General features: G+C 71.0%; 18 protein-coding genes, 1 tRNA gene and 1 pseudogene. 12 read left to right on the plus strand and 8 right to left on the minus strand.

Translation table 11 applies throughout. The features are described from left to right. The 5 genes from scpB (at nt 1) to AB0F68_RS20930 (ending at nt 4,308) form a co-directional block, all read left to right on the plus strand. Nucleotides 1–1,041, plus strand: a complete 1,041-nt coding sequence (gene scpB, locus AB0F68_RS20910; protein ID WP_357340795.1) for an SMC-Scp complex subunit ScpB — start codon at nt 1–3, stop codon at nt 1,039–1,041. Further along, nucleotides 1,028–1,798: a pseudouridine synthase gene (locus AB0F68_RS20915; RefSeq protein WP_357340798.1), complete on the plus strand. Its 771-nt coding sequence runs from the start codon at nt 1,028–1,030 to the stop codon at nt 1,796–1,798. Before scpB ends, AB0F68_RS20915 begins: the two co-directional genes overlap by 14 nt. A 192-nt stretch (nt 1,799–1,990) precedes the next feature. Then, on the plus strand, nt 1,991–2,671 hold the full coding sequence (cmk, locus tag AB0F68_RS20920) for a (d)CMP kinase (RefSeq protein WP_357340801.1): 681 nt from the start codon (nt 1,991–1,993) through the stop codon (nt 2,669–2,671). Continuing rightward, entirely contained in the window at nt 2,668–4,074 is a 1,407-nt protein-coding gene (der, locus tag AB0F68_RS20925) for a ribosome biogenesis GTPase Der (protein ID WP_357340805.1), read from the plus strand. Before cmk ends, der begins: the two co-directional genes overlap by 4 nt. Before the next feature lie 160 nt (nt 4,075–4,234). Then, nucleotides 4,235–4,308: transfer RNA gene (locus AB0F68_RS20930), tRNA-Pro, on the plus strand. 75 nt (nt 4,309–4,383) lie between these two features. On the opposite strand, the pseudogene AB0F68_RS20935 reads toward AB0F68_RS20930, so the two are convergent. After that, nucleotides 4,384–4,542 (minus strand): annotated as a pseudogene (locus AB0F68_RS20935) (site-specific integrase); the annotation flags it as partial. A 53-nt stretch (nt 4,543–4,595) separates the two neighbouring features. Here AB0F68_RS20935 and AB0F68_RS20940 point away from each other — a divergent pair. After that, nucleotides 4,596–5,018: a helix-turn-helix domain-containing protein gene (locus AB0F68_RS20940; RefSeq protein ID WP_357340807.1), complete on the plus strand. Its 423-nt coding sequence runs from the start codon at nt 4,596–4,598 to the stop codon at nt 5,016–5,018. Between the two features lie 65 nt (nt 5,019–5,083). Here AB0F68_RS20940 and AB0F68_RS20945 read toward each other — a convergent pair whose 3' ends face one another. Beyond that, entirely contained in the window at nt 5,084–5,857 is a 774-nt protein-coding gene (locus AB0F68_RS20945; protein ID WP_357340810.1) for a maleylpyruvate isomerase N-terminal domain-containing protein, read from the minus strand. 782 nt (nt 5,858–6,639) lie between these two features. Here AB0F68_RS20945 and AB0F68_RS20950 point away from each other — a divergent pair. Continuing rightward, nucleotides 6,640–7,074, plus strand: a complete 435-nt coding sequence (locus AB0F68_RS20950; RefSeq protein ID WP_357340813.1) for an SgcJ/EcaC family oxidoreductase — start codon at nt 6,640–6,642, stop codon at nt 7,072–7,074. Between the two features lie 1,203 nt (nt 7,075–8,277). Here AB0F68_RS20950 and AB0F68_RS20955 read toward each other — a convergent pair. Beyond that, the gene (locus AB0F68_RS20955) at nt 8,278–8,700 is read right to left on the minus strand and encodes a class I SAM-dependent methyltransferase (protein WP_357340818.1); all 423 of its coding nucleotides are present in this window, start codon (nt 8,698–8,700) and stop codon (nt 8,278–8,280) included. Between the two features lie 336 nt (nt 8,701–9,036). Between AB0F68_RS20955 and AB0F68_RS20960 the strand changes: the two genes are divergently transcribed. Further along, on the plus strand, nt 9,037–9,828 hold the full coding sequence (locus AB0F68_RS20960; RefSeq protein ID WP_357340820.1) for a metalloregulator ArsR/SmtB family transcription factor: 792 nt from the start codon (nt 9,037–9,039) through the stop codon (nt 9,826–9,828). A 180-nt stretch (nt 9,829–10,008) separates the two neighbouring features. Here the strand turns inward: AB0F68_RS20960 and AB0F68_RS20965 are convergent, their stop codons facing one another. Beyond that, a complete protein-coding gene (locus AB0F68_RS20965; protein ID WP_357340823.1) occupies nt 10,009–10,485 on the minus strand; it encodes a DUF3618 domain-containing protein in 477 nt (158 codons plus the stop codon). Beyond that, nucleotides 10,482–10,913 carry a phage holin family protein gene (locus tag AB0F68_RS20970; RefSeq protein ID WP_357340825.1) on the minus strand — a complete coding sequence of 144 codons (432 nt, stop codon included), beginning with the start codon at nt 10,911–10,913 and terminating at the stop codon, nt 10,482–10,484. The genes AB0F68_RS20965 and AB0F68_RS20970 overlap by 4 nt, the downstream gene beginning before the upstream one ends. Before the next feature lie 793 nt (nt 10,914–11,706). Here AB0F68_RS20970 and AB0F68_RS20975 point away from each other — a divergent pair. From AB0F68_RS20975 to AB0F68_RS20985, 3 genes are all read left to right on the plus strand, one after another. Further along, nucleotides 11,707–12,750 (plus strand): acyl-CoA desaturase, encoded by a 1,044-nt coding sequence (locus tag AB0F68_RS20975; RefSeq protein ID WP_357340827.1) that lies wholly within the window; start codon nt 11,707–11,709, stop codon nt 12,748–12,750. 440 nt (nt 12,751–13,190) lie between these two features. After that, nucleotides 13,191–14,729 carry an FGGY-family carbohydrate kinase gene (locus AB0F68_RS20980; RefSeq protein WP_357340829.1) on the plus strand — a complete coding sequence of 513 codons (1,539 nt, stop codon included), beginning with the start codon at nt 13,191–13,193 and terminating at the stop codon, nt 14,727–14,729. Beyond that, the gene (locus AB0F68_RS20985; RefSeq protein WP_357340831.1) at nt 14,726–16,360 is read left to right on the plus strand and encodes a fucose isomerase; all 1,635 of its coding nucleotides are present in this window, start codon (nt 14,726–14,728) and stop codon (nt 16,358–16,360) included. Before AB0F68_RS20980 ends, AB0F68_RS20985 begins: the two co-directional genes overlap by 4 nt. A gap of 150 nt (nt 16,361–16,510) precedes the next feature. On the opposite strand, the gene AB0F68_RS20990 is transcribed toward AB0F68_RS20985, so the two are convergent. The 3 genes from AB0F68_RS20990 to AB0F68_RS21000 form a co-directional block, all read right to left on the minus strand. Further along, nucleotides 16,511–17,509 (minus strand): LacI family DNA-binding transcriptional regulator, encoded by a 999-nt coding sequence (locus AB0F68_RS20990; protein WP_357340838.1) that lies wholly within the window; start codon nt 17,507–17,509, stop codon nt 16,511–16,513. A 167-nt stretch (nt 17,510–17,676) separates the two neighbouring features. Beyond that, nucleotides 17,677–21,357, minus strand: a complete 3,681-nt coding sequence (locus AB0F68_RS20995) for a GH116 family glycosyl hydrolase (protein ID WP_357340840.1) — start codon at nt 21,355–21,357, stop codon at nt 17,677–17,679. Between the two features lie 15 nt (nt 21,358–21,372). After that, nucleotides 21,373–22,455 (minus strand): GTP-binding protein, encoded by a 1,083-nt coding sequence (locus tag AB0F68_RS21000; RefSeq protein ID WP_357340842.1) that lies wholly within the window; start codon nt 22,453–22,455, stop codon nt 21,373–21,375. A gap of 257 nt (nt 22,456–22,712) precedes the next feature. Here AB0F68_RS21000 and AB0F68_RS21005 point away from each other — a divergent pair, with 257 nt between their 5' ends. Then, nucleotides 22,713–25,964 carry a DUF2961 domain-containing protein gene (locus AB0F68_RS21005; protein ID WP_357340845.1) on the plus strand — a complete coding sequence of 1,084 codons (3,252 nt, stop codon included), beginning with the start codon at nt 22,713–22,715 and terminating at the stop codon, nt 25,962–25,964. Nucleotides 25,965–26,047: the final 83 nt, after the last annotated feature.

The raw sequence follows: 26,047 nt of genomic DNA on the forward strand, positions 1-26,047 counted from the left end.
ATGAGCGACGAGGAACGCCGCGACTCGCTGGCCGACCAGGCCGCCGCCTGGATCCCCCCGTGGGAGCGCCCCACCCCGCCGAAGCCCGAGGGCACCGCCGAGCAGCTCACTGCCCCGGCGGCGGAACCCCCCACCGACTCGCCGCCGGAACCCCCCGTCGACTCGGCACCGACGCCCACCGCCGCCGAGGCGCCCCCCGCAGAGGGTGTGCGCCCGGCGATCTTGGACAGTTCCGGTTCGCCTGGAACGGAAACTGTCCAAGATCCGCTGGGGGAGGGCACCGCCGCGCCGGGGGAGCTGGCGGAGGCGCCGGTGGTCGAGCCGGCCGCGGCCGGCGAAGCGGGGGAGTCGGCCGAGCTCATCTCCGCCGCCGAGGAGCCGGCCGGCCGCGACGCCCTCGTCGGCGAGCGGCGGGCGGGCGAGAGCGGCCCGACTGGCGTATCCGGGAAGCGGGGGCGGCGGGCGACGCCCGCTCCGGAGCCCGCGCCGGTGCTGGACGACGCCGAGCTGCGTGGCACGCTGGAGGCCATTCTGCTGGTGGTGGACCAGCCGGTCAGCGAGCTGACCCTGGCCCAGGTGCTGGAGCAGTCTCCGGAGCGGATCGGCCCGATGCTCGACGAGATCGCGGCCGGCTACACCGCCGCCGGGCACGGATTCGAGCTGCGCCGGGCCGCGGGTGGCTGGCGTCTCTACACCCGCCCGGAATACGCGACCTACGTCGAGCGGTTCGTGCTGGAGGGCCAGTCGGTGCGGCTGACCCAGGCCGCGCTGGAGACCCTCGCGGTGATCGCCTACAAGCAGCCGGTGACCCGTTCGCGGATCTCCGCCATCCGGGGTGTCAACTGCGACGGCGTGATCCGTACGCTGGTGTCCCGGGGCCTGATCGAGGAGTGCGGCACCGAAGCGGACAGCGGGGCCTTCCTCTACCGCACCACCACGATGTTCCTGGAGAAGCTGGGGCTGAACTCGGTGGACGACCTGCCGCCCCTGGCTCCTTTCCTCCCCGACGACGTAGAAGAGCTTGCCGATGCGACGCGATGACCGTGCCCCGAAACCCGACGCCCCCGTGTACGAGGGCGCCGAGCGCCTGCAGAAGGTGCTCGCCGCCGCGGGGGTGGGGTCGCGGCGCGCCTGCGAGGACTTGATCTTTCGGCGCCGGGTCACCGTCAACGGCCGCGTGGCCCAGCTCGGTGACAAGGCCGACCCGGCGCGCGACGTGATCCACGTCGACGGCGAGCGGCTCCAGGCCGACGTCCGCCTGGTCTACGTGGCCATGAACAAGCCGCGCGGGGTGGTCACCACCATGGCCGACGAGAAGGGCCGCACCGAGCTCGCCGACTTCATCGGCGCGCGGCTGGAGCAGCGGGTCTACCACGTCGGGCGGCTCGACGCCGACAGCGAAGGTCTGCTCCTGCTCACCAACGACGGCACTCTCGCCCACAAGCTCATGCACCCGTCGTACGAGGTGCTCAAGACCTACCTCGCCGAGGTGGCCGGGCCGATCCCGCGCAACCTGGGCAAGCGGCTGACGGCCGGCGTCGAGCTGGAGGACGGGCCGGTGAAGGTCGACTCCTTCAAGGTGGTGGGCACCCTGGGCAAGACCGCCCAGGTGGAGCTGACCCTGCACGAGGGGCGCAAGCACATCGTCCGGCGCCTGATGGCCGAGGTGGGACACCCGGTGTCCCGGCTGATCCGTACCTCGATCGGTCCGATCAGGCTCGGCGACCTGCGCACCGGGCGGCTGCGGCGGCTGACCAACGCGGAGGTCGCCGCCTTGTTCAAGGCGGTGGGTGACTGACCCCGTCGTTCGGGGTACGGCTCCCGGTAGGCTTCGACGCGGCCCGCGGGCCGGCGGGTGGCGTGGGTCGCCCCCGGCGGCGTACCGCGCGGCCGAACCCGCGCGGCGCGGGATGATTGACGATGAGGAACAACCGCTCAACGGCGCCGGAGGAACCGGTGACCCGCGAGGTACGGGCTGAGGAGGACAACGGTGGAGGAAAACGTACCGGCCGGGCGATGCGTGGTCGCTGTGGACGGGCCGTCCGGTTCGGGTAAGTCCACCGTGTCGCGGCGGCTCGCGGTCAGCCTCGGGGCCCGCTACCTCGACACCGGCGCCATGTACCGGGCGCTGACCTGGGCGGTCCTGCGCTCCGGGGTCGACCTGACCGACACCGAGTCGGTGGCCAAGGTCGCCGGCGAGGTCGACCTGCGCCTCGGCACCGACCCCCGGGGGTACGGCGTGACCGCCGACGGCGTCGACGTGGCCAAGGCGATCCGCGGTCCCGAGGTGACCGGCGCGGTCTCCGCGGTGGCCGCCGTGGGCGCCGTACGCGAGCTGCTGGTCGCCCGGCAGCGGCAGATGATCGCCGACGCCGGCCGGATCGTGGTCGAGGGCCGCGACATCGGCTCGGTGGTGGCACCCGACGCCGACCTGAAGGTCTACCTGACCGCCTCCGAGGCGGCCCGCGCCCAGCGGCGCAGCGCCGAGGACGCTGCCGACGTCGCGGCGACCGCCGCCGACCTGGCCCGCCGGGACAAGCTCGACTCGACCCGCAAGGTCAACCCGCTCCAGCAGGCCACCGACGCGGTCGTCCTGGACACCACCGAGCTGGGCATCGACGAGGTCGTCGCCCGGCTGCGCGCGCTGCTCACCGAGCGGGGTGTGGCATGAGCGAGGACTTCGGGGGCTGGGTGGAGCTGCGCGAGCCGGAGCTCGAGGCCGGCGAGCCGACCGGCCCGCAGCCGGTGGTGGCCGTGGTCGGCCGCCCCAACGTGGGCAAGTCGACGCTGGTCAACCGGATCATCGGCCGCCGGCAGGCGGTCGTCGAGGACATCCCCGGGGTGACCCGGGACCGGGTGCCGTACGACGCCCAGTGGAACGGCCGGGCGTTCACCGTGGTGGACACCGGCGGCTGGGAGCCGGACGCCAAGGACCGGGCCGCAGCCATCGCCGCCCAGGCCGAGACGGCCGTCGCCACCGCCGACGTGGTGCTCTTCGTGGTCGACGCCATGGTCGGCTCGACCGACGTGGACGAGGCCGCGGTGAAGATGCTGCGGCGCAGCGCCAAGCCGGTGATCCTGATCGCCAACAAGGCCGACAACACCGCCATCGAGATGGAGTCGACCGCGCTCTGGTCGCTCGGCCTCGGTGAGCCGTTCCCGGTCTCCGCACTGCACGGCCGCGGCTCCGGCGACCTGCTCGACGCCATCATGGCGGCACTGCCCGAGGCGCCGAAGATCGTCGAGAACCGCCCGCGCGGCCCGCGCCGCGTGGCCCTGGTCGGTCGCCCCAACGTCGGCAAGTCCAGCCTGCTCAACCGCTTCTCCGGCGAGGAGCGGGCGGTGGTCGACGCGGTCGCCGGCACCACCGTCGACCCGGTGGACAGCCTGGTGGAGATCGGCGGGGAGACCTGGCAGCTGATCGACACCGCGGGCCTGCGCAAGCGGGTCGGCAAGGCCAGCGGCACCGAGTACTACGCCAGCCTGCGCACCGCCTCGGCGATCGAGGCGGCCGAGGTGGCCGTGGTGCTGCTCGACGCCAGCGAGGTGATCAGCGAGCAGGACCAGCGCATCCTCACCATGGTGGTGGAGGCCGGCCGGGCGCTGGTCATCGCGTTCAACAAATGGGACCTGGTCGACGGCGACCGCCGCTACTACCTGGACAAGGAGATCGACCGGGAGCTGCGCCGCATCCCCTGGGCGATCCGGCTGAACCTGTCGGCGAAGACCGGCCGCGCGGTCGACAAGCTCGCCCCGGCGCTGCACAAGGCGCTGGCGAGCTGGGAGACCCGCATCCCGACCGCGCAGCTCAACCAGTGGCTCACCGCCCTGGTGCAGGCAACCCCGCACCCGGTGCGTGGCGGCCGGGCCCCGCGCATCCTCTTCGCCACCCAGGCCGGCGTGGCCCCGCCGCGCTTCGTGCTCTTCACCACCGGCCCGCTCGACGCCGGCTACCAGCGGTTCGTCGAGCGCAAGCTGCGCGAGGAGTTCGGCTACGAGGGCACCCCGATCGACATCTCGGTGCGCCCCCGCAAGAAGCTCGGCCCGGGCGGCCGCGGCAAGGCCCACGGCTGACCCACCCTTCGAGAAGCCGCCGGGGTTCCATCCCCGGCGGCTTCTTTCCTAGGACGCCCTAGGGGGAGTGGCTCGCGGCACCGGTGGGGCCTGTGCGCGGGGTAGGAGGATCTTGCGCTAAGCTGTACCGGCTGCCGCGGGGAACACCGCGCGGGGGCATCGGGACGTGGCGCAGTTTGGTAGCGCACTTGACTGGGGGTCAAGGGGTCGTCGGTTCGAATCCGGCCGTCCCGACGCAGGTCAGAGGCCATTCGGAATATTCCGGGTGGCCTTTTCTGATCCTGTACAGCAGCGAAGTACTGCAACGGCTCATTGATCGAGGCTCTCGCCGAGCTTCCGCAGGGCCTCCCGGGTGGCCTTGGACGAGGCCTGGCTGTAGATCTCCATCGTGATCGAGAAGTCGGCGTGTCTGAGGATCGCCATGGCGACCCGGGGATGCACGTCCAGGTCGACGAGCAGGGAACCGCACCAAGTTGGCGGCAGCGGGGCCGGAACCGGTTGGATGAGACGGGTTTGGGGGCGTGGGGGCGGAGCTGGTCAAGATCAGGAGACTGACCGACCAGGAGGGTCAGCAGTTACAACGGATCGTGCGCCGGGGCAGCACCAACACAGTGCGCTATCGACGGGCGATGATGCTGCTGGCCTCGGCCGGCGGCAGCCGAGTTCCAGTGATCGCCCAGTTGGTGCAGGCCGACGAGGACACGGTGCGGGACGTGATCCACCGGTTCAACCAGATCGGCCCGGCCTGCCTGGACCCTCGGTGGGAGGGAGGCCGTCCCCGCCTGCTCAGCCCTGACGACGAGGACTTCGTCGTCCAGACGGCCACCACCCGCCCGACCAAGCTCAGCCAGCCCTTCACCCGCTGGTCCATCCGCAAACTGCTCGCCTACCTGTGCAAGGTGCACGGCCGAGTGATCCGCATCGGCGGCGAGGCCCTGCGCTAACCCCGGGCCCAGTGGCGCCCGCAGGAGCGCGCGCACAACCGACAGATGCGTCACAAGTGCGCGTTTTACGCGTTCGGGTCCCAGTCTGCGAGCTGCTCCATCGGCTCGGTGTCGCCGGTGGTCTCCAGGCCGTCGAGCGGGACGCGGTCGTAGAAGTAGAGGACCAGTTCGCTCGCTGCGCCTCGCATCGCCATGTCGCCCGGCTCCGCGTCGGCGGCGAGGTCGTCGCAGCGGACGCCGTCGGCGTTGAGGGTCAGGCGCCAGGAGCGGCCCTCGGTCGTGTGCAGGTCGATGGTCGCCGGTTTGAACGGCCAGGGGACGGTCGTCGCCGAGACGGTCGTCAGGAACTCGTCGACGCCCTCGACCGCGACGTCCGTCGGCAGCGGCTGTGCGGCCCCCTGGGTGAGCTGGGCGTCGTAGGTGTGGACGGCGATCTCCTGGATCTGGTGCCGGGCCACGGCTCCGCTGGTCTCCGGGGCCTGCGAGCGGCCCCACCAGGTCCAGCAGCCGCGGTCCGGGCCCGCCTCGCGCATCGCGTCAAGCATGAGCTCGGTCGACTCGGCGAGCCAGGCGTCCAGGGCTTCGCGGTCGCGGGGCGCGGTCGGGGCGCCCTTCGGGTCCGTCCTCGCCGGGGGCTCAGCGCCCGGGCCCGCCGCGATGATGGCGGCCTGGCGGCGGCGGCCGTCGCCGAGGTGCTGCGCCAGTTCGCGCAGCGTCCAGTCCGGGCAGGTCGGGACCTGGACGTCAAGGTCGGGGGCGGACGCGATCGCGGCGCGGAACGCGGCCGAGCGGTCTTCGATCAGCCGCAGGACCTCGGGGAACTCCAAAATGTTTTGCACCTCGGTTGTGTATCACTGCGCTCCGGCCGCCGGGTAGCGAATTTGTCGGACGAACGCGTCGACAGCCGGGCGGAGCGCCGGCGCCGAAGCCGTCCTGAAACTCCGCGCACTGCTCGCCAACGGCGACTTCGACCGCTACTGGACCTACCATCTGGGCCAAGAGCACCAGCGCAACCACCAGGCCCGCTACCAACTCGCTGCTTGACCTACGAAGTCACTCCCAGCAATCCGCACCCCTGGCCGATGTCAGCGGCCTGAGTAGTGTGCGGCCCGGCGGCGCCAGCGCCAGCTGTACCTCCGTGTGCGGGCCGGGTGCTGAAATTCCGAGGATGCGGGCCAGGGGCGACCCCACCCGATCCAATAGAAGACCACCAATGTATGGGCTGTCGGTGAACGATGGGGGAGGGGGCGACCGGCTCGCCAGCGTCGAGGAAGCGATTGCGTTGTGCGCCGCCACTGCCGGCCGGACGGCAGCCGCGGGCCCTGGCACGACAGTCTCGGTCTCATCGAGCTGCAGGTAAAGCCGGTCATGTTGCGCAACGTTGCTTTGTTCACCGCCGCGCAATCGATGATGCGCGAATGAGAACTGCCGGCCATCTCCAAAGACCCCTGGTCGAGCACTATGGCAGCCCCGCGGTGAAAGCCCACGCAGCAGAGGTTGTGTTGGAACGTCTTGATAGCCTGTCAGTTCATGCCGACAGAGTGTTCCCAGGCGAGCGGCGTTGGTCGCGGCTGGCGGCCTGGTCCTCGGAACGGTTGCCTTGGCGGATGGAGCCGGCGCAGTGGCCGCACCATCCGGGGCTCTCACCAAGGTGGCGAACGAACAGGAAATCCGAGCGCTCCTCGCGCGGATCGATGCGGCGTGGAACGCGGCAGACGCGGTCGCGTTCGGGGCGAACTGGACGGAGGACGGCACCAACGTCAACCCGTTCGGCGTGCTTTTCGAAGGCCGCGCGAGCATTCAGGCCGACATCGCCGACAGCCTGGCCGGGCCGCTGAAGGGCAGCCAACACCGGCTCGAGGTTGGTGCCGTCTACTGGCCCCAACCTGGTACGGCGGTGGTCGACGGCGACGCCGAGATCAGCAACATGACCGGCCCGGACGGCGAGGCGTGGCCGCCGCTGCGGGCGAAGTTCACCGGGGTGTGCGTCAAGCACGGTCGGGAATGGTCGGTCGCCCACCTGCGGGCCTACGTCTTCCTCTCCGAGAACGGATGATGGCACTCCGGTAGGCCGGCGGCATCGGTGTCCCGGCTGGACGCCGGCGGTCACCGGCACACTCGTACGGGTGCCGGCGGAGCTCCTGATCCGCACGCTCTTGTAGCCGCTGGTGGCGGGTGGCGCCGGCGACGCGACAGGGCGCCCGCCGACCGCGGCCGGCGACTTGAGGAGGCACCGCGGTCGCCAGGCCGCGCCGGTCCGCCCCCGGGCGGACCGGCCACCTTGAGGGCGGTGGTTCGGCCCCCGGGCGCTCACACCCGCGCGTATCCCTGACCCGCATGACACCCACCGACCGTCCCCGGCTCGCCGTAAGACTCGGCGTAGCAGCTCGAACGCCAGTTCCGGTTCCCCCTTCCGATCCTCGTCCGCCGTCGATCAGCCCGCAGTATCCGATGACGTCACGAGCGACCTTCCGCTCGACCGCCAGCATGCGGGGGCGGTAAGCCGTATGCCGCCGGACAGCCGCGCGCCCAAGCCGCAGCCGTGCCAGCCACGTGCCAGTAGCCGGTGTCCCGGGCGGTCAGCCGCGGTCATGATCGGGCACCGCGGCGCTGCCTCTGAGTTCCGGACAGATCAGGTCAGCCGGAAACGATCTTCCAACTGGCGGTGTGCGGATTCTTCTTGTCCTGGCTGTTCCGGCGCGCCACTGTCGCAGTATGGGCAAGAGCAGGAGACAGAAGCGCCTGGCGGAAGCTGAGCGGCGCACACAGAAAGAGCGCGACCAAGAAAGACTGGGTGTCGCTGGCCTGGTCCGAGGACCAGGCCGCCGTAGTGGCTCAGGCGTGGAGTCGCTTGGCTGATCTTGGCGTTGATCTACCGCCGCGGCCGACTCGCCGAGATCTCTGGGCCGCCGGCATCGCAGACACGGACATCAGGATCGATCACTTCTACCTTGGTCCAGAGCGAGGCATCTGCACGATCCAGCTCAGTGTGCGTAGGGCGGCGCTGGATTCCGCGCGGCGTAGACCGTGATCGAGCACTCGGGTCGGTCGCAGTCGGGGCTGTCGACGGAGGCGGTGCAGAGTACGTGCAATGATCTCGGGCGACCGCGCAGGTGATCGGGCCATTCGGCCAGGTCAGGGCCGTAGGAGCCGTCCCGCCTCAGTCGCCTTCCTAAACCGTGCGTGGTTCTGGGGAACCACGCAGGGACCACACGTAGCGCCCGATGGTGGACGATACGCGGTCAGGTGCACGGCTTGATCATGGGCACAACGTGTGTGACGTGCGGGAACGCTTACCAAAAAGGACCAGGCAGGCGATGGCATCATCGAACGCGGCGTCGGGGAACGGCAGAGGATCGCCGCCCAGACCGCCCTGATGCAGGGCCGTGTCATCGCCGAGCCGCTGCCGGGTCAAGTCCAGCATCTTGGCGCTGGGCTCGATGCCAGTCACGATGGCGCCGCGATCGCGCAGTGCCGCGAGCAGGGGGCCGGCTCCGCAGCCGACGTCAAGGATCCGCCGCCCGGCCACGTCTCCGGCCAGGTCCAGGATCGCGGGCCGGGTGTAGTAGCCGTTGATGAGGTTGGACTCGGTCTCGGCCGCGTACGCCTCCGCGAAGCTGTCGTAGTCGTTGGCCACAGACTGGCCGGCAGGCCCGGAGGAGTGTTCAAGGTCAGCAGACATGCGGCCAATCCTGGCAGGCCTGTCGCTTCGCGGTGCGCACAGGGGCGACGTTGCCCACGCGGCATTCAGGCATCTGCCTCCACTGAGGAGCCGGGCAAAGATGGCGGGGGAGTGCGTTTGCATCGGGTTGTAGCAGCTAGTGCGGCTGCATCAGTAAGCACCGAAGCACAGCCAGGGTCATTGGGCCTCTGGTCGCTGCGCGACGGCCCTGCGCCGCCCTTGAGGGGCTTGGAGCACTCCTGGCGTCTTGACAGGCAGCCATCCGGCTGCCTAAGTTGAAAGGCAGCCGAAAGGCTGCATATGGACGGGCGGCAGCCCTGGGGTACGAGGGTGGGCATGGACGAGGTGTTCAAGGCGCTGGCCGATCCGAGCCGGCGCGCGCTCCTTGACTCGCTCAACGCCCGCAACGGGCAGACGCTGCGCGAGCTGTGCGCCGGGCTCGACATGGCCAGGCAGTCCGTCAGCAAGCACCTCGCGGTGTTGGAGGAGGCCGGGCTCGTCACCGCCGTACGACGGGGCCGGGAGAAGCTGCATTACCTCAACGCCGCGCCCGTGCACGAGATCGCCCACCGGTGGATCAGCCGCTACGACCGGGCCAGGGTCCAAGCCCTGGCGGACCTGAAACTCGCGCTGGAGGAGACCCCGATGGACGCGCCGACCTTCGTCTACACCACCTACATCCGCACCACCCCGCAGAAGCTCTGGCAGGCGCTGACCGATCCCGCCTTCACCCGCCGCTACTGGGCCACGGAGTTCACCACGGACTGGTCCGTCGGCTCGCCGATGACCTGGGACAACCACGGCGTGCTGATCAGCGACGCAGAGCAGGTGGTGCTGGAGGCCGAACCCTACAGTCGGCTCTCCTACACCTGGCACGCCATCACCCCGGAGCTGGCCAAGCGCTTTGGCTGGGACGACGAGATGCTCGCCCGGCTGTCCGCCGAGGCCCGCTCGAAGGTCACCTTCACGATCGAGGAGGCCGCGCAGGTCGTGAAGCTCACCGTCGTGCACGACGGCTTCGAGCCCGGATCGAGCCTGGCCGAGATGGTCAGCCACGGCTGGCCGAACGTGGTGGCGAGCCTGAAATCGCTGCTGGAGACTGGTGAACCGCTGCCGGCCGATGCGTGACCGCCCGATCAGGGCTCGTCGACGTCGCGGCGCGAGAGGAGTACCGGGCGCCCGGAGGGGATGCATCCCCGGTACTCAGACGATGCCTCGTCTGATCGGCGGAACCGATGTCCCGCCTCTGCCTCCCCGGCGTCCATGACCCGAAGTCCGCTCAGTTGCAGCGATGCGGCACCGCGTTGGTCATCTCATCCGGCTGCGTCGGTAGGCCACGATCGTGAGGGCGGCTGCGGCGCCGGCGGCCGCGAGGACCGGCACCACGGGTCTGGCGCGTACGGCGGTGCCGACCTTCGCCGTCAGGGCACGGGCGGAGGTTACCTCGGTGGACTCGGTCTTGCCGGTGGTCTGGGTGCTGGCTGAGGCCGAGCCGCGTGCCTTGGTCATGGCCTCACGGGTCTTCTGTTTGGCGGTCGTGGCGCGCTGGGAGGCCTTCTGGCTCCCTGTGCGGAACATCTGCGTTGCCGAGGTCTTCGCCGATTGGCTGGCCGTGGTCAAGCGCTGCCGGAGTCCACCGGCCGCTGAGGTGGCCTTGCCGCCGAGGCGGGTCTTGACGTCGGTCTTGGCTGCCAGGGCGGCGACGGTTTCCCCCAGCTCTGCCCGCGTGTGCTGGATGTCCTGCCGTACCTTGTCCGGATCGCTGCCTGGGCTTACCGTGCTCATGGCCGCCTCCGACCTGCCGCGCCGCGTATCGTCTCGATGTCTGCTTGCACGCTGTCCCTGGTCGCTGTCGGCGTGGCTGGCATGGCTTTGGTGACCTGCTTCTTTCCTCGTCGCGCCGCTATCGCAGCGGCGATGAACAGGATGACGGCGACGATGAGGGCGGCCAGCGCGTCCGGCATGAACGCGCCCAGGAGGAGCACCACGGCGGCGACGACGGCACCGACGCCGTAGAAACCGAGCATGGCGCCGCCGCCGAGCAGCCCAGCGCCCATGCCTGCCCGCTTGCCCTTGGCGGTCATTTCCGCACGGGCCATCGTCAGCTCGTCCCGGACCAGCCGAGTGATCTGTTCGGTGGCGCGCTGCACCAGTTCAGCGACCGGCGTGTCAGCAGAGGCAGCGCCAGAGCTGCCGCTGGAATCTTCTGGCATACGTGCCCTCACTAGTTCTCGCGTACCTGAGTGCCGCAGACGCCAACGACGGTGATGTGGTTGGCCGAGTCCGACTGATGCTGCACCGGGTCAGACTCGCTGCACCGCCGGCGTTTTCACTGGGACCGGCGAGGGTTCGTCGGGTCGCCCGCCCGGCGGCGGCAAGGCGGTGTCTCCCAGATGGCCGGCGACATCACCCGTCGGCATCTCACCCACCTGCTTGCGACGTCGCAGTGTCAGCGCGCCCGCCGCCCCGGTCAGCGCCCCCACCCCGAACGCAAGGATCAACGTTCGCCGAATGCTTGAGTGGCTCCTGCGCGACATGATCGCTCCCTGAACCCAACGTGTCCGCATGGCCTTGATTGTCCGACTCGACCCCCAAGGTCATGCACCTAATCGACAGACTTATATGGCAGCCACGGGCCACCACAATCATGGCCGCCATATGAGCCGCCGTTTGAGCCCTATGAGGGGCGGCCATGAGTGAGACTGGAGTTGCGGCCTGGCGGTGGCCGCCAAGGGGACTCGGGACCGCAGAGCGATCACGGTCACGTCGTTCCACCGCCGGTGGGATGACGAGGGCGGCGTCGTGTGGATATTTCGGACGGTTCAGTAACCGAGCGCAGAGTGCGGCAGAGTCACAGCCTGCGGTGGAGTTCGCTGGCTCGGGACCCAGCGTCGATGGCCGTGGGCCGGCCGCGGACGGTGGGCCCGCCTGGTGGGACCCGTGCCTGGCGGTTGCGGTCGAAATCGCCGCACCGGACACGTCGATCGTGGCTTTCAGGAGTAACAGGTGAGCGACACAAGTCTTGACGCCCGCAGTGAGCGGGGCAGTGAGTACGCTGACCTGTCTCGCCTGGTGCGGGGTGCTGGGCTCCTCCACCGGCGGCCCGGCTACTACGCGTGGCGCATGGGGTTGGTGCTCGGTTGTCTCGGCGTCACGGGCGTGGTGTCGGTCCGGCTCGGCCAGTCGTGGTGGCAGACCGTGGTCGCGGTGTTCCTTGCGGTGATCTTTGCTCAGGCGGGGTTCATCGGCCACGACGCCGGGCATCGGCAGATCTTCCGCTCCCGCCGCGCCAACGACGTGGTTGGCCTGTTGTTCGGTAACCTGCTGATCGGTCTCAGTTACGGGGGGTGGGTGGACAAGCACAACCGGCATCACGCCCATCCCAACACTGAGGGCCAGGATCCGGACATCGCGGTGGCGGCCTTGTCGTTCACTTCCGGGCAGGCCGAAGCGCGGCGCGGTCTTGGCGCGGTGTTCGTCCGGCACCAGGCCACGCTGTTCTTCCCGCTGCTGCTGCTGGAGGGTCTGCACCTACACGCCAGCGGCGTCAAGGCGGTGTTCCGCCGAGGCCGGGTCAAGCACCGCCGGGTCGAGGCCAGCCTGCTCGCCCTGCACATCGGCGGCTATCTCACGGCCGTGTTCCTGCTCCTGGACACCTCACAGGCGATCGTGTTCGTTTTGGTCAACCAGGGCCTGTTCGGCTTGTACCTGGGTTGCTCGTTCGCACCCAACCACAAGGGCATGCCCATCCTTGACCGAGCCGACAGCCTCGACTATCTGCGGCGGCAGGTGCTGACCTCTCGCAACGTACGCGGTGGATGGCTCGTCGACGGCCTGCTGGGCGGGCTCAACTACCAGATCGAGCACCACCTCTTCCCCAGCATGCCCCGACCGAACCTGCGCCGCGCCCAGCCCCTGATCCGCCAGTTCTGCCTTGAGCGTGGCGTCTCCTACCACGAGACCACGCTGCTCCAGTCGTGGGCGCAGGCGCTGCGGCACCTGCGGACAGTCGGCAGGCGACAGACCCGACCGTCAACCGGCAGAAGCTGAACCTGGACCACTACTGTCGCCGCTCGAACGGCCCCTGCCAGGCCCTCCAACATCGTCCAGCCCGTCGCCATGGCACATCCGGATCCGGTGGCTATCCGGCCTGCCCACGTCACGAAGTTCCGCGACCACATGGGGGCGTGCCTGGATCCACGCCAGCAGAATCTCCCGCGCCCCATCCAGGTTCCCCCCGAGTGCGGTGGCATCCGCTAAGCCCGCACACATGAGATCCCGGCCGCCATCCCGAGGGATCGGCACTCGATCGCGCCAGGACCCGAAGTGAGTTAACGATTTCTCGTCGCCGCCGGCTCCTCCTGGCCGTGCCGACACCCGCCCTCATCAGGCGTTACGCCAGCATGCCGGCGTGCGTGCTCCGACCCGGTAGGGGAGGACGCCGACTGATCGGTCTTGATTCGGAAATCGATTGCTGGAACAGTGGCGCCATGAAGGTTGCGGCCGTCCTGGGCGTCGACATCGGCACATCGAGCAGCAAGGGTGTCCTCGTCGACGCCGACGGCCGGGTTCTCCGCTCCGCGACCCGCGCACACGAGGTGAGCCGCCCCCGACCGGGCTGGGTGGAGATGGACGCGGACGTCTGGTGGCAGGAGTTCGTCGCACTCAGCCGTGAGCTCCTCGCACCCGGCGACGCCGACGTCGTCGCCGTCGGGGTGAGCGGCATGGGTCCGTGCGTGCTGCTCACGGACGCCGCGAACGCCCCGTTGCGCCCGGCCATCCTCTACGGCGTCGACACCCGCTCGACCCGGCAGATCGCGCGCCTCACCGAGCGGTTCGGCGCGGAGGAGATCCTCCGGCGGTGCGGCTCGGCACTGTCCAGCCAGGCGGCGGGCGCCAAGGTGGCCTGGGTGGCCGACAACGAACCGGAGCTCTTCGCCCGGGCCCGGCGGCTCTTCATGCCCAGCTCGTGGCTCGCGTGGAAACTCACGGACCACTACGTGCTCGATCAGCACTCCGCCAGCCAGTGCACACCGCTCTACGACACCGAGAGCCAGGACTGGTACGCGCCGTGGGCCAACGAGATCGCACCCGATCTGGTCCTGCCGCCGCTGCGCTGGCCCGGCGAGGTGGCCGGCACGGTGACGCCGAGCGCGGCGGCAGAGGCCGGCCTGCCGGCGGGCGTCCCGGTCGTCACGGGAACCATCGACGCCTGGTCGGAGGCGATCAGCGTGGGCGCCCAGGGCGTCGGCGACCTGATGCTGATGTACGGCACCACGATGTTCCTCGTCCACACGGTGACCGCCCGCCTCACGAATCCGTCGCTGTGGGGCACGGTCGGCGCCCTGCCCGGGACGCGGAACCTCGCCGGCGGCCTGGCCACCTCGGGCGCGATCACAGCCTGGCTGCGCGAGCTGTTCGGCTCGACCGGCTATCCCGAGCTGCTCCGGCTGGCCGAGGCCTCCGGCCCGGGCGCGAAGGGGCTGCTCATGCTCCCGTACTTCGCGGGCGAGCGCACCCCCATCCTGGATCCGCGGGCCCGGGGCATCGTCGCCGGCCTCACCGTCTCGCACACCCGCGGTGACCTGTACCGGGCCGCGCTCGAGGCGACCGCTCTCGGCGTACGCCACAACATCGAGACGATCGAGGCGAGCGGTGGTGACATCCGGCGGGTCGTGGCGGTCGGCGGCGGCACCCAGGGCGGGTTGTGGACCCAGATCGTCTCGGACGTCACCGGACGTCCCCAGGTCATCCCGTCGCAGACCATCGGCGCGAGCTACGGAGCGGCGTTCCTCGCCGCGCAGATCGGATGGCCCGTCTCGATCGAGGCGTGGAACCCCGTCAAGGAGATCCGGCAGCCCCGGGCGGAGCTGACCGCCGACTACGACGAGCTCTACGGGCTCTACCGGGAGCTCTACACGAGTTCCAAGCGGGTCGCGCACGCGCTCGCTGCACGTCAGGACCGTCTCATGGCCGCCGGCCCGCCGGCGGCCAGCGCCACCCCACGCACCGAAGGAGTCGCCCCATGACCAGTTACCCGCTGCCCGTGCTGGCCGAGCCGCCCGCCGCGGCGCCCGGCACCGTCTACACGGTGGCCAGTGGCGATCTCCGGCCCCGCGCGAACGTCACGTGCTGGCCCACCCAGCAGCAACTGGAGGCCGACCTCACGGCGGCGGTCAACGCGCTCGGCTGGAAGGTCGAGCGTGGCCACGCGTTCGATCCGGACAAGGGCCACGGTTTCATCGACAGCCAGCGAGCGGGCATCGAGGTCTTCAAGCGCATCCCGGTCGACGCGCCGCTCATCGTGGTCGAGGCGGTCTGGCAGTACAGCCACCACGTCCTGGCCGGCCTGCGCAGCCACCGGGGACCGATCCTCATCGTGGCCAACTGGAGCGGTGAGTTCCCGGGCCTGGTCGGCCTGCTCAACCTCACCGCGAGCCTCACCAAGGCGGACGTGCGGCACTCCGCGCTGTGGAGCCGGGACTTCACCGACGACTGGGCGGTCAACGGGCTGCGCACCTGGCTGGAGACCGGCGAGCTGCGCCACGACACCAGTCACGTCCGCGAGCTGCCGGCCCTGCCGGACGACCGGGAGGTCGAGCTCGGTCGCGCCCTGGCCGCGCAGCTGGCCCGGGAGAAGGCCATCATCGGCGTCTTCGACGAGGGTTGCATGGGGATGTACAACGCGATCTTCGACGACGAGCTGATCAACCCACTGGGCATCTACAAGGAGCGGCTGTCGCAGAGCGCGCTGGTCGCCGAGATGGCACGGGTCTCCGACGAGGAGGCCCACGCGGTCCGCCGCTGGCTGGACGAGGCCGGGATGACCTTCCACACCGGCACCGACGAGGCGACCGAGCTCACCGACGCCCAGCTGACGAGCCAGTTCAAGATGTACGTCGCCGCCCTGCGCATCGCGGACGACTTCGGCCTGGACGCGGTCGGCATCCAGTACCAGCAGGGGCTGAAGGACACCGTCCCGGCCAGCGACCTCGCCGAGGGGCTGCTCAACAACGTCCAGCGGCCACCGGTGCGCAGCCGCGACGGCAGCCGGGAGCTCTACGCGGGCGCGCCGCTGCCGCACTTCAACGAGGTCGACGAGGGGGTGGCCGTCGACTCGCTGGTCACCAACCGCATCTGGACCGCCATGGGCCTCGACCCGGCCACGACCCTGCACGACATCCGGTGGGGGGAGACCTACGGCGACGACTTCGTCTGGGTGTTCGAGATCTCCGGCTCGGTGCCGGCGTCCCACAACGGCGGGTACGACAAGTCGTACAGCATGCGGCAGCCGCCGATGTTCTTCCCGCTCGGCGGCGGCACGCTGAGCGGGGTCTCCAAGCCGGGCGAGATCGTCTGGTCGCGGGTGTTCATCATGGACGGCGGGCTGCACGTCGACCTCGGTCGCGCGACCGTCGTCGAGCTTCCGGAGGAGGAGACCCGGCGCCGGCTGGAGGCCACGAACCCGCAGTGGCCGATCATGCATGCCGTGCTGCACGGGGTCGGCCGCGACCAGCTGATGGCCCGCCACAAGGCCAACCACGTGAACGTCGCCTACGCCCCGGACGCGGAGACCGCCGACCGGGCGCTGCGGGTGAAGGCCGCGATGTTCGCCGAGCTCGGCGTCCAGGTGCACCTCTGCGGCGACGTCAACCTCTGAGTACCCGCCCGACGACCCGGCCGGTGGTGGGGCCCGGCCGGGTCGCCGGGCCCGAGCGCGGCCGCCTCCGGCCGAGGCGCTGGGGTGGTGATGAGGGCTCCGGGGAGCCTGAGGTTCCCGGTCTCCCCGCGTCCGCGTGCCGGCGAACGGTCAGCTCGGGCGGGTGGAGCTGTCGCGCACCTGGAGCCCGGTGCTGAGCGTCACGGTCGACGGCGGCCGCGACGGGTTGGCGATCCGCTCGGTCAGCAGCCCGGCGGCGGCGCGTCCGAGATCGTACGTCGGCTGCGAGACGGTGCTCAGCGACGGCCGGACCAGGTGGGCCCACGGGATGTCGTCGAATCCGACCACCCCGACCTCGTCCGGCACCCGGATACCGCGGTCGACGAGGCATTCGACGGCGCCCACGGTCATCAGGTTGTTCGTCGCGAAGACGCTGTCGGGCGGGTTGTCGCCGTCGAGCAGCGAGGCCATCGCCCGGTAGCCGCCCTCCTCGCGGAAGTCCGCGTACCGCACGAGGGCGTCGGTCGCCTCCCGCCCGCGCGCCCGCAGCGCGCGCTGGTAGCCCCGGAGCCGCTCGGCGGCCGTGGAGATCCGGCGGGGGCCGGTGATGCAGGCGACCCGCTGGTAGCCGTTGTCGAGCAGGTGCGTGGTCGCCAGCTCCGCCCCGTGCACGTTGTCGACGAGCACCGTGTCGATGGTGACGCCGCGCAGCTGACGGTCGATCGCCACGACCGGGATGCGGGCCTCGACGAGCCGGTTGATCACCGTCGAACGGCCCGACGTGGAGATGATGACGCCGGCCATCCGTTCGGCGAGGACCGCCGCGATGTACCGGGACTCCTTCTCCGGGTCCTCGTCGGTGTTGCACAGGACCACGGAGTAGCCGGCGCTCTGCGCGACGTCCTCGACCCCGCGCACCATCGAGGTGAAGAAGGGGTTGCCGATGTCGGAGATGATGACCGCCCAGAGGCTGGTCTGGCTCAGGCGCAGGTTGCGGGCGACCGCGTTGGGACGGTAGTCGAGGTCCTGCATCGCCTGGTGTACGCGAGCGGCCATGACTGGATCGACGGTGGTACGCCCATTCAGCACCCGCGAGACCGTCGCGGGCGAGACCTGAGCCTGCCGCGCCACGTCGTAGATCGTCGCCATTCGCCTCCATCCGGTGGATTCCTACGCTGACAAGCCCCAGAACGAGTGCCCGCTCCCCGCACCGTCGCCGGTGCGGGGACTGGGCATCTTACGGGCGGAAAATGACGGAATAGTCACGGGCTTTCCGCACCGGCGCTCGACACACGCCGTGCCGAGCGCCGCCACGTTCAGCCGTCGAGCATCACCTGGAGGGCGTCGCCCCGACCGACCACGACCTCGGCGTCCAAGGTAACGAGAATGCGCCCGTCCCGGCACGACCAGTCATGCGGCAGCGTGCGATTGCCCAGACGTACGGTCACGTGTGCCGGGGAACGCGTCACCGCGAGAGCGACGCTGGACACCCGGAGGCGGCCGTAGCGGACCTCGACCGTACCGGTGAGGTGCCCGCCGTGGCGCTCCTGCCGGAACAGGCCCCACCCCTCCGCCGTCGTGAACGCGGCGGCGAACCTGTCGGGGCTGATCCGGGGCGCGAACCCGATGTGGCCGCGGGGGCCGTGGTGTTCGAATCCGCAGGCCGCCAGGTAGACACCGTGGCTGGCCATGGCCCGGGCGTAGTGGTCGCCGCACTCGATCTCGTTGTACGGGTTGCGCTTGCCGGCGGCGTACCGCTCGTGCACCGCCCGGGTGAGGGTGAGCCCCTCCTCGACCAGGCCCTCCTGGAGCATGTGCGCCGCGACCTGGTACTCCTGGCCGGTCCACACCTCGTTGAAGTACATGGCGGCCCAACTCGCCGGGGTCCCGGCCGCGGTGTCGGCGCCACCGTGCGGCCAGGTGGTCATCAGCATGCCGTACTCGTGGTCCATCGCGAACCAGCGGCCGCCCGGGATGACGCTGCCCTCCCGGTAGGCGGCGTGGTCGGGTGTGAAGTTGTATCGGTAGAGGCTCTTCAGGGCGCTGACGGCCTGCTCGGCGGGCACGACACGGGGGAGCCCGAGCTGACCGGCGAGGCTCTGCCCGAAGAGCTGGTCGATGTGGCATCCCCGATTGCTGTTGATCACGTCGGCGTGGGCCGGGTCGACCTCCTGGATGAAGTACTCGCCGCTGAAGAGTTCCGCGGACAGGTGCCGGCTGCCGGAATCGGCGAGGGCCCGGCACCGGTCGGCGAACTCGGCCTGGCCCATCTCGTCGGCCATCGCCGCGCCCGCTCGCAGGGCCGCGACGTACATGCCGGTGATCCAGGCGATCTGGCCGTACCAGGTGGTGTCGAGCGTGTTCGGCTGCGGGCCGTCGAGCGTGCCGTCCGGGCCCGCGTCGTGTTCCATGATCCATTCCAGCGCGCGCCGTAGCCGGGACCAGTTCAGGCGCAGGTAGGTGTCGTCCGGCGCGGTCAGGTGCTCCCGGTAGCAGCGCAGGATCGTGCCGCACTGCCCGTCGGTGGCCCAGCCCATGTCGGCCTCGGCGCGGTTGCCGATCTGGCCCGTGTCCGGGTGGAAGCCGATGCCGAGATCCACCCTGCTGCGGGTGTCGCGTTCCAGCTGGGGGAAGAGCCGGGCGATGGACTGGGCGTAGTTCCACACGTGCTCACAGGTGCCCGGGCAGCAGTACACGCCCTCCCAGCCGTAGAACCGTCCGTCGTCGAAGAGGTAGCAGGTGTTGGTGGCGAGCGTCGACGCGGGAGCCAGGGTGCGCTCCAGGAACCAGTGCGGCAGGGTGGCGTCGGTGTACCAGGTCTTCACCCAGGTGCGGGTGTCGCCCTCCAGCCGGTCGAGGTCGTGGGCGACGTGTTCCACTACCGCCCGGGCGTCGGCGAACCGGGTCGCGTAGTGCCGGCGCAGGCTGTCCGAGCCGCGCAGGAAGCCGAGCGAGACGCGGTCCGGCACGGGGAAGTGCCAGCCGAGCACGAATCGCACGGTGCGGCTCTGGCCGGGCGCGAGGCGGACCGCCACGCTCACTGATCCGGCCTGCCCGGCCAGCGAGCCGTCCACCTCCGTCGGGCCGGCCTCCGCCGCGAACACCTCGTCGAGGGTGTCCCACGCGGCGAGCGACGGGCGGGTCACCGCCCGACTGTCGAGCGCGGCGAGGACGAGCGTGCCGTTGTCGGGCACCTGGTCCAGCGGCCGGGTGTCCGTCGGCACGTCGCTGAACACGATGCGGTCGACGTTGACGTGCCCCCACCCGCCGGTGTCCGCGTCCACGATCTCGATGACCGCTGTGCGGCCCTGGTACGCGGACAGGTTCATCGTCGCCACGCTGACCGGCTCCGCGTCGCGGCCGGCCACGCTGGCCACCAGCGCGCCGTCCACCAGCAGGTTGACGCACGTGCTGTCGCGGTGGCTCCCGCCGCCCACGGCCAGGTTGACGTAGCGGCGCTCGACGGTGAACGGCCGGCTGGTCAGCTTTCCGGTGGCGGCGTCGGCCCGGCCCGAGTCGCCGCCGGAGCCGCGGAAGTCGTGCGACGTCACGAACCGCTGCCCCGACGCGCCGAGATCGCCGAAGCGCTTCATGTAGTCCGGCACCGCGGAGACCAGCACCGGACCGGCGCCGAACGCGGTGCCGTCGACGGTCCAGCCCTCGTACGTGTCCCGCTCCCAGTCCTCGAACACGATGTCGGGCCGCGGCGCGACGTCGGTGAAGACGATCCGGTCGCAATTGACGTGGCCCCACGCTCCGCCGTGGTCGTCGACGATCTCGATGACGGCGGACCGCCCCTCGTACGCGGCCACGTCCAGGAAGACGGTCCGCATCACCTCGGTGTCCTGCCCGGTGGCCGTGGCGACGACCGCCCCGTCGACCACCACGTTGGCGCAGGTCTGTCCCGGGTGGTTGCCGCCACCGAGGGACAACCGGATGGTTTTGCGTGTGATGGTGAACGGGTCGCTGACGAGTCTGCCGGTGCGGGCGTCAGCCCGGCCGATGTCGCCGGCGGCGCCCCGGAAGTCGTGTGACGTCACGAGTCGTTGCCCGGTGGCGTTGAGTGGGCCCCCGCGCTTCATGTAGTCCGGGATCTCGGAGACCAGCACCGGGCCGGCGCCGAACGCGTCGCCCTCGACGGACCAGCCGTCGTAGGTGTCCCGCTCCCAGTCCTCGAAGACGACGTCGGGGCGGTCGGCCGTCTCGGTCTGCTCGGCGGCCGAGAACCGGACTCCGCGCAGCGACCGGTCGCCGAACGCCGTCGACCGCAGGGTGATCCCGCGCTGCGTCCTGGTGTCCAGACAGGCGGGATTCTCGACGTAGCCGAGCAGGGTGGCGTCCACCGTTCGGTGCGACGTGTTGCGCAGCGTGTACGCCAGCACGGTCGCCGGCAGCGTCGAGTCCGCGACCGACAGCGGCACGAACGGTGAGAACGCCTCCAGGGTCACCTCGACCGGGGCGTCGGCGGCCCGGTACCGGACCGTGCCGATGGGGTACTGCCCGGTGAAACGCACCTGATCGAAGCCGGTGGCGTCGAGCGCGCGGGTCTCGACCCGTCCGCCCGACCGGGTCCGCAGCGCGAAGCCGTGCCGGAGGGGCGAGGCGGGCTGGCGAGGGCTCGCGTACCCGACGTCGGTGGTGCCGGCCGCCGGTCGGTTGAAGATGTCCCAGTTCCACAGCCGCCCGTCGCCGCCGAGGTACAGCTGGCCGGTGGCGCCACCGCCGACCGGCATGCCGAGCCAGCGGAGGTCGGTGCCCTCGTAGCTGGTCGGCTCGCCCCGGCCGTACAGCGCCGTGGACCAGTCGGGTGGCAGCGCCTTGTCGACCGGTACGGCGATCAGTCGATCCTCGGGTACGCCGAGGGCGGCGGCGGCTTCGGCCCGGGAGCCGGCGAGCACGGTGCCGGCGGTGAGGCCGAGGGAGAGGGTGAGGAACTGTCGGCGGTTCGGGCTGCAGGCGTTGCCGGGACAGCACTGGTCGTACGAGTGGTCTGCCATGGGTGCTCCTGACGGTCAGGCCGGTGTGGCCGGGAGACGGTGCACGGGGCGGGGGTAGGACGGCGCGAAGGCGTTGGCCGGGCCGGGCCGGGCGGCGGCGCCGGCCGCGAGGTCGGCGTCGTAGGCGGCGGCCCGTACCAGTGATTCGAGGTCCGCCGGTGGGCAGGTGGCGCGGACGTTGACCAGCACGGTGGCGCGGGCCACCGGCGTTTCGTCACGCCTGGCGGGCTCCTGCCGCGGGGGGTCCCCGGCGGCCACGACGCTCATGCGGATCAGTCCGGCGGGCGACTGGACGGCGAGTTTGGCGTGACCGATGACGTCTCCCCGCCGGGCGCAGGCGGCGGAGAGCGATTCGAGGGCGACGTGTGCCCAGCGTCGCGCGGAGAACCCGCCGTCGGCCGAGACGTGCCACACCTGGTTGAGCCAGCTCAGCCGCGCCTCCGCCGCGGCGTACCGGTCGTAGTCGACGTCCAGGTCCACGTCCCGGCCGCGCGGTGGCTCGCCGGTCCACCGCGCGACGAGCTCATCGACGTGCTCGCCGCGGCTTGCGCTGTAGCCGAGGACGTCGGCGTCGGGGTAGCCGCGCCGGATCTGGTCGAGACGCGCGGCGAACTCGGCGCGGGGCAGGGCGTCGGACTTGTTGACCGCGATGAGGTTCGCCTCGGCGAGCTGGCGGTCGAACAGGTAGCCGAGGTCGCCGTCGAGCGCGCCGATGCGCGCCGGATCGACGATCGTGGTGAGGGGAGCCAGCGTGAGGCGGTCGCCGTAGCGGGCCCGCAGGGGGCGGACGACCGTCGCCTGCAGGTCGGTGCAGCTGCCGACGGCCTCGGTCAGGATGGTGTCGGCCCGCCCGGTGTCGAGCAGGTCCGTAACCAGGTCGGCGAGGTCCTCGAAGCGGCAGCAGAAGCAGCCGCCGGTCACCTCGCCGACGTCGGGCACGGCGTCCCGGGCCAGTTGGGTGTCGACCAGGTCGCTGCCCTGGTCGTTGGTGATGACCGCGACCCGGCCGCCGCGTGCGGTGAGCAGCCGTCCGGCGGCCAGCATGGTGGTGGTCTTGCCCGCGCCGAGGAATCCGGTGAGGACGACGAGTCGGGGCACGGCTGCCCCCTCCCAGCGCGCCACGGGGTCGCGGTGCGCTTTCGTGAGCGAGAAATCGTTTGCTCGGTTCTGATCGAGGACCATAGGAGCGACGGGTGGGGCTGTCAACGTCGAAGCGCCGCCGACCTCGCCGTCAGCACTGGAGGATTGACCGCCGCGCGACGGCTGCCTAACCTGATCGCAACTGCAGCGAGAAATCGATTCCTTGTCTGCCGCACCTCACGGCCCGCCCCACCCACCGATGTGGAAGGCGACTCATGACACCCACCACCCGCGCACCACGTACCTCGCCCAGGCGGCTGCTCGGCGCCGCCGCCGCGGCGACGCTCATCGCCGGCTCGGCCGTCGTCGGTCTCACCGCGCCGGCGTCGGCCTCCACCGGCCCGACCACGAACGGCCCCGTCGGCTGGGACGTCTACCGCCGACTCGACCGGCTCCCGGAACTCACCGACGGATCCCGGGCCTACCAGTTCTCCAGCTTCGACCGCAGCGGCGGCAACGACGACGGCTTCTCCGGCCGGTACTCGTGCCTGCGCACCAGCGCCGACGGCTGCGTCATCGCCGAGGCGACCGGCGCCGGCGAAATCGACTCCATCTGGTTCACCCGCGACGAGGGCAACGTCTCCGCGACGGGCACCATCAAGGTCGTCCTGGACGGAAAGACCGTGCTCGACGCCAAGCTCCAGGATGTCGTGGACGGCAAGCTCGGGGCCCCCTTCGTCTACCCGATGGTCGCCAACGCGGCGCAGAGCTCCGGCGGCGTCTACATCAAGGCGCCCATGACCTACCGCAGCTCGATGCGGGTCACCACCGAGAAGAACCCGATCTTCCACCACGTCTCCTACCGGAAGTTCACCACCCCGGACGGCGTTAGCACCTTCGACCCCAGCGACCGGGCCGAGGACGTCATCGCGCAGCTCAAGGCCGCCGGCACCCGCGACCCCAAGCCCGCCCAGCCGGGCGCCACGGCGGCCGAGCGCGCCTTCGCCGTCCCCGCGGGCGGCCGGGCGACCCTCGCCAGTGGCGTGGGCCCCGGCGCGATCACCGCACTCCAGCTGAAGATCCCGCAGCTCGTCGGCGCGCCCCAGCCGATCGCCGACGACGGCCGCGCCTTCGGCGCCGGCGGCGGCAGCGAGTTCACCGTCGCGATTGACCCGGCCAACACCGGCGTACGGCTCACCCGCCGGCTCGACCCGCATATCGGGCACCAGCGGGCGCGGATCCTGGTCGACGGAGTACCGGTCGCCGAGTGGCCCGCCAACGACCCGGTACCGTTCGGCACCTGGCTGGACCAGACCGTCGAGCTGCCGGCGAGCGCCACGGCCGGCAAGACGAAGCTGACCATCCGCAACGAGTTCGTCTCGTCCGACCTCGACGTCAACGAGTTCACGTACTGGGTGGACAGCCTCGTCTCCGGCGTCGCGAAGCGCACCGACACCGTCGACCTGGGCCCCGCGCACACCGACGTCGAGGCGGCGCACGCCTACCGGATCACGGCGCAGACCTGGCAGGGCAGCAACACCTCCTCCTACCCGGCCGACGACGAGCGCAAGGCGGCCGTCGCCGCGTCCGACGCGGTGCTGCGTGGCACCCGGCTGCGCATCTCGTTCGACGGGAAGACCACCGTGGACGCCCCGCTCGGCGAGTTCTTCGGCACCGGCCTCGGGCTGCACTCCGTCCGGTCCCTGATGTTCGGCGTCGACCCGGCGACCGCGACGCTATCGGCCTGGTGGCCGATGCCGTACCGGTCGCGCTGGTCGATCGAGCTGCGCAACGGGTCCGACGTGGCGATCAAACCGTCGGTGGCCACCGTGACCACCGCGGCGTCCGCCCGCTGGGCCGCGGCCCTGCGACCGACCGGCGACACCGGCTACTTCCGGGCGACCGCGACCAGCGCCGACACCACGCCGGGAGCGGACCACCTCTTCCTCGACGTCGCGGGGCGGGGGAAGTTCGTGGGTGTCACCCACACCATGGAGGGGCACATCCCCGCCGGCAACCAGCGGAACTACCTGGAGGGTGACGAGCGCGTCTACGTGGACGGCGCACAGAGCCCGAGCATCCACGGCACCGGCACCGAGGACTTCTACGAGAGCGGCTGGTACTTCAACCACGGCACGTTCTCGGCGCCGATGAACGGCAACCCGGCCCACGAGGTCGCCAACTACGGCTGCCAGTACGACTGCACCGGCGCGTACCGGCTCACGCTCGCGGAGTCGGTGGCGTTCTCGACCGGACTGCGGTTCGGCATCGAGCACGGCCCGGGCGACCAGGACCCGGCCCGGTACGGCTCCACCGCCTACTGGTATGGCCAGGACACCGTCGGGCAGCGCTGGACGGACACGGTCGATGTGGGCGACACCGCCAGCGAGGTGGCCCACCAGTACGCCTCCGGCGGTGACCGGACGGTGCTCACGGCGACCTTCGAGGGCGACGACGGCGCGCCCCGACCGGTGACCGACGACGTCCGTGCCTCCACCGACCCGATCCGGTTCCGGGTGGCCCTCGACGAGGACAACGCGGGCGCGGTCCTGCGCCGCGTCGGCGACCAATCGGCCGGGTACCAGTCGGTGGCCGTCCAGGTCGACGGGCGCGACGCCGGCACCTGGTCGCAGCCGCTGGCCAACACGTCGCACCGATGGCTGGAGGACGAGTACCGGCTCCCGGCCGCGCTCACCCGGGGCAGGGACGCGGTGACCGTCACCCTGACGCCGACCGCCGGCGCTCCGGCCTGGTCCGCCGCCCGGTACGCGGTGCTCAGCCTGGTCACCCCGTTCACCGACCACCAGCCGCCGGGCGCGGTCAGCGGGCTCACCGCCACCAGCGGCACGACCAACGCCGTGACGGTGGCCTGGCAGCCGGCCCCCGACGACGTCTACGCCCCCCGGTACGAGGTGTTCGCCTCCCGCCAGGCGGACTTCACGCCGGGGCCGGACAACCGCGTCGGCACCACGACCCGCCCCAGCTTCGAGCACGCGGGTCTGGGGCTGCGCGAGACCTGGTACTACCGGGTGCGCGCGGTGGACGCGGCCGGCAACGCGGGGCCGTACTCGCCGACCGCCTCGGCCACCACCGGCGACACACTGCGGATCGAGGGCGAATCGCTCCTGCCCGCGGTCAGCGCCGACGCGCCGGCGGACCCGCAGGGCGACTGCTGCGGCATCCACTGGTCGCAGAGCGCGCAGCTGTGGTTCCACGCGAACGGGCCGAACCAGAGCGTCACCGTCAACTTCACCGTGCCCACCACCGGGACCTACGACCTGCGCCTCGTGCAGACGCTGGCCCGGGACTACGGCACCAACACGGTGGCCATCGACGGCGCCCGGATCGGGCCGGCCTTCGACGCGTACCACTCGCCGGAGGTCGTCGTGAGCGACCCGCTCGACTACGGACGGCGGGAGCTGACGGCGGGCCGGCACACACTCACGCTCACCGTGACCGGCAAGGCCGCCGCCTCGGTCGGCTACCTCGCCGGGCTCGACTACGTCGAGGCGCGGCTCGTCCCGTGACCGACCGGAGCCGCCGGGTCCACCCGGGCCCGGCGGCTCCGGCCCGACCCGCAGCTGACCCGCAACGACCCACGAGGTGCCGC

The sequence above is a fragment of the Micromonospora sp. NPDC023966 genome, assembly GCF_040639095.1.
Classification (GTDB): domain Bacteria; phylum Actinomycetota; class Actinomycetes; order Mycobacteriales; family Micromonosporaceae; genus Micromonospora.